At 71.2% G+C, this 6,266-nt stretch carries 7 protein-coding genes and 1 pseudogene; 3 read left to right on the top strand and 5 right to left on the bottom strand.

The window, feature by feature from the left end:
* Positions 1 to 158 precede the first annotated feature (158 nt).
* The 3 genes from SSOG_RS02180 to SSOG_RS02170 form a co-directional block, all read right to left on the bottom strand.
* Positions 159 to 1,073 carry a phosphatase PAP2 family protein gene (locus SSOG_RS02180; RefSeq protein WP_039936358.1) on the bottom strand — a complete coding sequence of 305 codons (915 nt, stop codon included), beginning with the start codon at positions 1,071 to 1,073 and terminating at the stop codon, positions 159 to 161.
* Positions 1,074 to 1,166: 93 nt separating this feature from the next.
* Entirely contained in the window at positions 1,167 to 2,123 is a 957-nt protein-coding gene (locus tag SSOG_RS02175; protein ID WP_009712554.1) for a hypothetical protein, read from the bottom strand.
* The gene (locus tag SSOG_RS02170) at positions 2,120 to 2,461 is read right to left on the bottom strand and encodes a PadR family transcriptional regulator (RefSeq protein ID WP_009712553.1); all 342 of its coding nucleotides are present in this window, start codon (positions 2,459 to 2,461) and stop codon (positions 2,120 to 2,122) included. Before SSOG_RS02170 ends, SSOG_RS02175 begins: the two co-directional genes overlap by 4 nt.
* Before the next feature lie 223 nt (positions 2,462 to 2,684).
* Here SSOG_RS02170 and SSOG_RS55440 point away from each other — a divergent pair.
* From SSOG_RS55440 to SSOG_RS02160, 3 genes and pseudogenes are all read left to right on the top strand, one after another.
* Positions 2,685 to 3,280, top strand: a pseudogene (locus SSOG_RS55440) (IS630 family transposase); the annotation flags it as partial.
* 149 nt (positions 3,281 to 3,429) lie between these two features.
* Positions 3,430 to 3,570, top strand: a complete 141-nt coding sequence (locus SSOG_RS55435) for a twin-arginine translocation signal domain-containing protein (RefSeq protein WP_245606193.1) — start codon at positions 3,430 to 3,432, stop codon at positions 3,568 to 3,570.
* A complete protein-coding gene (locus tag SSOG_RS02160) occupies positions 3,522 to 4,268 on the top strand; it encodes a LamG domain-containing protein (protein ID WP_245606192.1) in 747 nt (248 codons plus the stop codon). The genes SSOG_RS55435 and SSOG_RS02160 overlap by 49 nt, the downstream gene beginning before the upstream one ends.
* Positions 4,269 to 4,272: 4 nt before the next feature.
* Here the strand turns inward: SSOG_RS02160 and SSOG_RS02155 are convergent, their stop codons facing one another.
* Positions 4,273 to 5,268, bottom strand: coding sequence for a DMT family transporter (locus SSOG_RS02155; RefSeq protein WP_078510221.1), 996 nt, complete (start codon positions 5,266 to 5,268; stop codon positions 4,273 to 4,275).
* Between the two features lie 97 nt (positions 5,269 to 5,365).
* On the bottom strand, positions 5,366 to 6,266 hold a 901-nt coding region (locus SSOG_RS02150; protein WP_039936356.1), incomplete at its 5' end, for a diacylglycerol/lipid kinase family protein.

Genomic DNA, 6,266 nt, shown 5'->3' with positions numbered 1-6,266 from the left:
TTCTGGCCGTCCGGTGCCGTCCGGTTGCCGCGCCGGGCGACACCGGCTTGTTGACCGGAGTACGGGAGGACACACAGGGCGGGGGTGCATCCCCGCTCGGGCGTCGGACCGCCGCTTTGCCAGGATGCGCCGGTTCCCGCCCGGAGCCGGCCGGGTGGTCAGTCCAGTGCGGGGCGTGTGCGGCGTGCGGTGTGTGCGGGCCGCCCGACTGCGGCGTACCAGACCAGGGCCGCACATATGAAGGCCGTCGCCGCGGAGACCAGTGACCTTGTGAGGGTGTCGTTCCGTGCGCCGGAAACGAGGGCGACGGCCAGTGCCAGCGTCAGGGTGATGACGGGCAGCGCACGGGGGCTCCGCGTGGCGCCTGGCGCGGCGGCTGGCGGCAGCAGCCAGGTTGCGAGGCCGTAACAGGCACAGGCCAACAGTGTGGCTCCCAGCACTTCGCTGGGCCGGTGGCCGCCCATGGTCGCGCTGGCGGCGGCGATGCAGGCGAGCCACAGCACACCGGCCATGGCGACGTAGGGGCGGATGCGGGGGGAAACCACGAGGACGGCGGCGAGGGTCAGCGCGGCGGGGATGGCCGTGTGCCCGCTGGGGAAACCCTGATCAAGGAGATTCTCGGGCGCGCCCACCAGATCGGGGCGGGGCAGGATGGTCGATTTGAGCACCTCCTTGCCTCCGGTCGTGAGAATGACGACCCCGAGCGCCGCGCACCCCTGCCGCCAGCACCGCCGCACCAGGGTGAGGACCACGATGACCGCCAGGCCCGCCATCAGGGTGGGCTTGGCACTCAATTCCATCGGCGGCAGGGGTGTCGAGCCGTAGGCCGATCCTGACAGGGGGTAGATCCATGCTTCTTCGCCGCCCTGTTTACCGAGATCAAACAGGGCGTTCTCAGCTCGTTGCCCCCACGGGGTGCAGATGGCGAGCAGGTAGACCGTCAGTAACCCCAGGGTGTACAGCAGAGCCGGCATCCACAGCCGTGTCGTACGCGACGGGCTGGGGTCTTCGGGGGCCTGCCTTGAGGCCCCCGGACGGTGCGCGGGTAAGGACGGGGAATCGTGCTGAGTCATCGTTCTGTTTCTTCCGTTCGGGGGAGTTCGGTCACGCACGTCTTGCGGCACGACATGGGCCGCCGGGCTCGGTCGGCCCACCGGGGTCCGCTCCTATTCGGCGAGCGCCCGGTTCTCCCGGCGCTGGGCGGTGATCGCCAGGACCGGGAGGGGTGCGATCAGGAGAAGGAGGACGACCAGGTCCGGAAAGGACTGCATGAACGCGTCCGGCTGGACGACGATCGCCTGCGTGCGGATGAACGCGACCGCCGCGACGGGGATCAGCCACCGGTAGTCGCCGGTGGCGGCCGTCGCCACCCACGCGGCGATCAGCGCCGCGACTTCGAGGACGAACAAGCCGCGTTGGAAGGCCGGACTGACGGAGATGATGTGCAGGCCCCCGGCCACGAACATGGCGAGCACGACGGGGGCCAGCCAGCGGTACGAGCGGCGTCGCAGACGGCTGGGACGGCAGAGCGCCAGCACGGCGCACGCGGCGCACAGTGCCCCCGAGAGCACCAGGTCACGGGCCGTTATCGGGGCGCCAAGACCGTAATAGCCCAGGCCCGCCTTACCCTCGTCGCCGAAGACGGTGCGGCCGTGGGACGTGGCGCCGGCCCAGATCATGGCTGCCGCGGCCGGCAGCGCGATCCACGGTCTGCCACGCAGCAGAGTGATCAGGCAGCCCAGCGGGAGCAGCCCGTAGGGCAGCAGCCGTATCCGCGTGGGCCCTTCGGCCCACGGGTACCAGCCGGAGAAGCGGAAGGCGATGGCGTGCTGTCCGGGGTCGATGTGCAGTGCCCAGTGCCACACGTCCTGCAAGTACGGAACCAGCGCCAGCGCGGCGAGGGTCAGGGCGGCCAGATGGATGCCGTCAAGCCACCACGGCCGGGCCGTGTCGTCGACGACGGCGCGGGCGCGGGCCTGCACTCCGGCGCGGGCCAAGGCGGCAACTTCCCGCGGCGGGGGCCAGGAGCGGCCGGGATACGCCTCGGCCAGGCAGGCCAGCAACTCCTCTCCCTGCCGGGAACGGTAGGGCTCGGGATAGGCCGCAAGCAGTAAACGGTTCATGCCGGGGCCGCTCCGGCATCCCGCGAGTGTCCGATGACGACGGCCGCCGCCTGCTGCATCCGCAGCGCCTCCCGGCCGAGCGCCTCGGTGCCGTCCTCGGTGAGCCGGTAGTAGCGCCGCGCCCGCCCGTCCACGATCTCCTCATGGCTGGCGGCCACCAGCCCGGCCCGCTCCATCCGCTCCAGCGCGCCGTAGAGAGTGCCGACAGCGATCCGGAGCCGCCCGTCGGTGGCCTGCTCGGCAGCCTTGATGATGCCGTAACCGTGCAACGGACCATCCATAAGTGCAGCAAGGATGAAGTACTGCGGTTCCGTCAAGGGCGGATTCTGTCTGGTCATGCATCGAGCATATATCGAGGTGCGAAATATATCTGTCAGCCCTGGGTGGTCACCGCAGCGCCTCCACGCCCGCGGCGAGCGTCACCCTGTCCCGGCCGGCGGGCGCGACGGAGGTCTCCTCGACGCACCCGCGCGGCGTTGGCGGATGCTCACTGCGACCTGGTCCGGGCCGAGCGGAATGTCATTCCCACCGTGTCCGCCGGACCCGTCTCGCCTCCGTTGAATCTTCCATGGGCCAGACTCCGTTCGCCCGGAACGCCGGGGGATCAAGAAGATCGTCAAGTCCAAGCCTGCCGAGCACGGCCTGTCGCCGAGGGGGTTGCCGACGACATCAGCCACGAGGGCCTACGGCTCCTCCTCCGCGAGGAGGGCGTCTCGTTTCAACGCATAGAGACCTGGAAGACCTCACGCGACCCGGACTACGCGGCCAAGAAGGCCCGGGTCGAACATCTCTACGCGATCGCCGACGGCGAGGTCATACCTGAGGAAGGCGAGCCCGAAGTCGTCTTCTGCATGAACGAGTTCGGGCCGCTCAACCTCCAGCCCCACCCCGGGCGGCAGTGGGCCGAGCGCGGCGGACGGCACAAGGACCCCGCCCGGGACCCGAGGCCCCGCCGGCGGGCGACCTACACCCGCCCACACGGAGTCAGGCACCTCTTCGCCGCTTACGACCTGGGCAAGGACAAGCCCTACGGCCACATCAAGCCGAAGAAGAAGCGGACCAGGTTCCTGGAGTTCTGCCGCTACCTGCGCAGCCTCTACCCGCCCGAGATCCGCATCGCGATCGTGCTCGACAACAGGGCTGACACACTGCGTTGCCCTGATTCTCCGTCCGGTTGACACACCGTCCCGCGCCGGACCTTTCCCCGCCGGGCTCCGTCCCGAACCGTTGACGTCTTCTGGGGGCCGCGGGATTGTGGTGGCTCCTGTTTGCTTGTGTTCGAAGTTTCGGACTTCGGGAGGCGGCCATGCGTGGCGTGTCAGCACCGGGCAAGTCGTACGGACGCAGGAGATTCCTCGGCGGAGCGGCCGCCCTCGGCGGGGCCGCGGCCCTGGCCGGGTGGCCCGCCCGGCCACCGCCGCACCGGCGGCGACCTGGGAAGACGTGATCAACGGCTCCTTCGGGAGCTACGGCGCCTTCGAGGCGGAGTGGAACTACCTCTACCCGTGGGGCTCCGACCACAACGGGAGCGCCCGGATGTACGGCAGCTCCACCGACCACAACCACATCACGCTCGCCTCCGGGGTGCTCACCCTGAAGGCCACCCGCATCACCTGGGACGAGGGCACCAGCGGCTCGGACCCGCATCTGCCGATCCGCTACCACTCGGGCGCGGTGCACGCGAAGAACCAGATCGTGGTGACCGACCAGTTCCCCGACTACGAGGTCAAGGGCGAGTTCCAGGCGCCGAGCGCGGCCGGGACCTGGCCCGCCTTCTGGCTGACCGGGGTCAACAGCTGGCCGCCGGAGAGCGACATCCTGGAGTTCAAGGGCAACTCCAACAACTGGTTCAACACCTTCCGCAGTTCCTCGGACGTGTCCAGCACGATCGTCGGGGTCTCGGGCCCCGGGAACTGGCACACCTACCGCGCCTGGATCACCAAGGTGAACGCCACCGACGTGGACATCCACTACTACCTGGACGGCACCTGGAAGGCCGTCCACCGCGGCGCCGGTTTCGTCGGCAAGCCGCTGTGGCTCATCATCAACCTCCAGATGGAGGGCTCCTCGGGCTCCTCAGGACCGGGCGGCGATACGTACTACCGGGCCCGGAACGTGTACGTCGGCCGGAACCGCACCAGCTGACGCACTATCCGTGCGTCTGGAGCACCGCCTCGCCGCGGTCGGGGGTGCGCTTGCGGGCCGGGTGCCGGGGCCGGGGGATCCGGCGGGTCAGCCGGGGCGGGGCCTCCGGGGCCCTGGGGCCGGGCGGCCGGTCGTCGGGATCCTCGTCCTCCGGCCGCCGCACGGCATCCGTCCCGGACTCCGCGCCCTGCACCGTCAGCATCACCAGCCCCGTGCTCGCCACCAGCGCCGCGAGCAACGCCAGCAGGGTGCCCGGTGTGCCGTACTGGAAGTGCTCGCCCAGCATGGCGATGCCCACGGCCGTCGCCACCACGGGGTTGACCACCGTGGCCGTCGCGAGCGGCGAGGCCAGCCCGGCGCCGTGGTACGACGCCTGGGACAGCAGCACCCCGCTCCCGGCCAGCAGTCCGATCATGACGAGGCTGGGCAGCGCGTCGGACCAGGAGCCCCAGATGCCCTCCACGGCGACGTTCTTGACGAACACCGAGGAGACGCCGAAGGAGGTCCCCGCGGCCGTGGCCAGCAGCACCCCGCGCAGCCCGCCCGGCCGCAGCCACCGCGCGGCCAGCGCCAGCGCCGCGATGGCCGAGAGCGTGACCACGGCCAGCGTGAACCGCTCCCCGTCCGACAGCGCCTGGGACCGCGACGAACCCGTCAGCGACAGCAGCCCCGCAAGACCCGCGGTGGCCAGCACCGCGCCCCGCCACCCGGCCGCGCCGACCGGGCGCCGTACGAACACCGCCGCCATCGGCAGCGCGAAGACGATGGTGAGGGCGCCCAGCGGCTGCACCACGCTCAGCGGTCCGTAGGCCAGCGCGATCACATGGAGGACGGCCCCGGCCCCGTTCAGGGTCACCGCGGCCCACCAGCTCCCGCGCCGCAGCGCGCCGGTGGCACCCGCCGGCATGGTCGCCGCGACATGCTCCTGGAGGATGGCCCCGGCGGCGTAGCACACCGAGGAGACCAGTGCCAGCAGCACCGACAGCGCGAGCGAGGTCACGTCGAGGCCCCCTGGGCCGATCCGTCATCGTCCATGCCCTCATCCTTGAGGGTCGGACCCCACTCCGTCGTCGTCCTTGAGCACAGACTTCCTCCTACTACTTGCGTAGTACTGCGCGCCACCATTTCGCCTTGGCGGCGGCTGTGCGGGCCCGCTGGAGCAGTTCGTTCTGCGGCTGGGCGGGCCGGTAGACCGTGAGCGCCCCGGGCCGCTTGTCGATCAGCAGCGCCTCCGCGGGCTCCGCCGCGACCTCGCCGTCGTAGGCGCGGGTGTCCAGGGCGTGCAGGCCGGTCAGCCGCAGCTGCCGCATCCGGCGGGTCGTATAGACGCGCGAGCGCCCGAGCGTGCCGGTGAGCGCCGAGAACAGCAGCCGGGTACGGGCCAGCGGCTGATCCCCGTCGATGGCCCGGACATCGAGCAGCCCGTCGTCCAGCTGCTCGCGGTACGCGGGCGCGAACCCCTCGGGGGAGTAGCCGCCGTTGCCGACGAACAGCACCCACAGCCGCCGCGGATGCCCGTTGACCTCGATCTCCATGGGGGTTGCCGTACGCAGCACCCGGCCGAGCGCGACGGCGGCCGCGGGCCACTTGCCCAGCCGGCCCTGCATGCTCTCCCGGATCCGCACCAGCTCGGGGTAGAAGCCGAGGCTGAAGGTGTTGACGAAGTGGCTGGTGCCGTCCCCTCCGTCCCCTCCGGCCAGCGGGGTGGCCCGGGCGAGGTCCACGGCGACCGCGTCGCCCTCGGTCACCGCGTGCGCGGTGTCCTCGAAGTTCGGCACGCCGATGTCCAGCGCGAAGTGGTCGAGGGTGCCGCCGGGGAAGACGGCGAGCGGCAGCCCGCGCTCGGCGGCGAGCGCGGCCGCCGCGTTGACGCTGCCGTCCCCGCCGCAGATCCCCAGCGCCCCCGCCCGCTCGGTGGCCCGGCGGGCGGCCTGGCCGAGCAGCGCGATGAAGTCGTCGTCGGGCCCGCACTCCAGGATCTCGGCGGCGGGCAGGAGC

It is taken from the genome of Streptomyces himastatinicus ATCC 53653 (genome assembly GCF_000158915.1).
GTDB classification, from domain to species: domain Bacteria; phylum Actinomycetota; class Actinomycetes; order Streptomycetales; family Streptomycetaceae; genus Streptomyces; species Streptomyces himastatinicus.
This window is presented reverse-complemented; position numbering and strand designations above follow the sequence as displayed.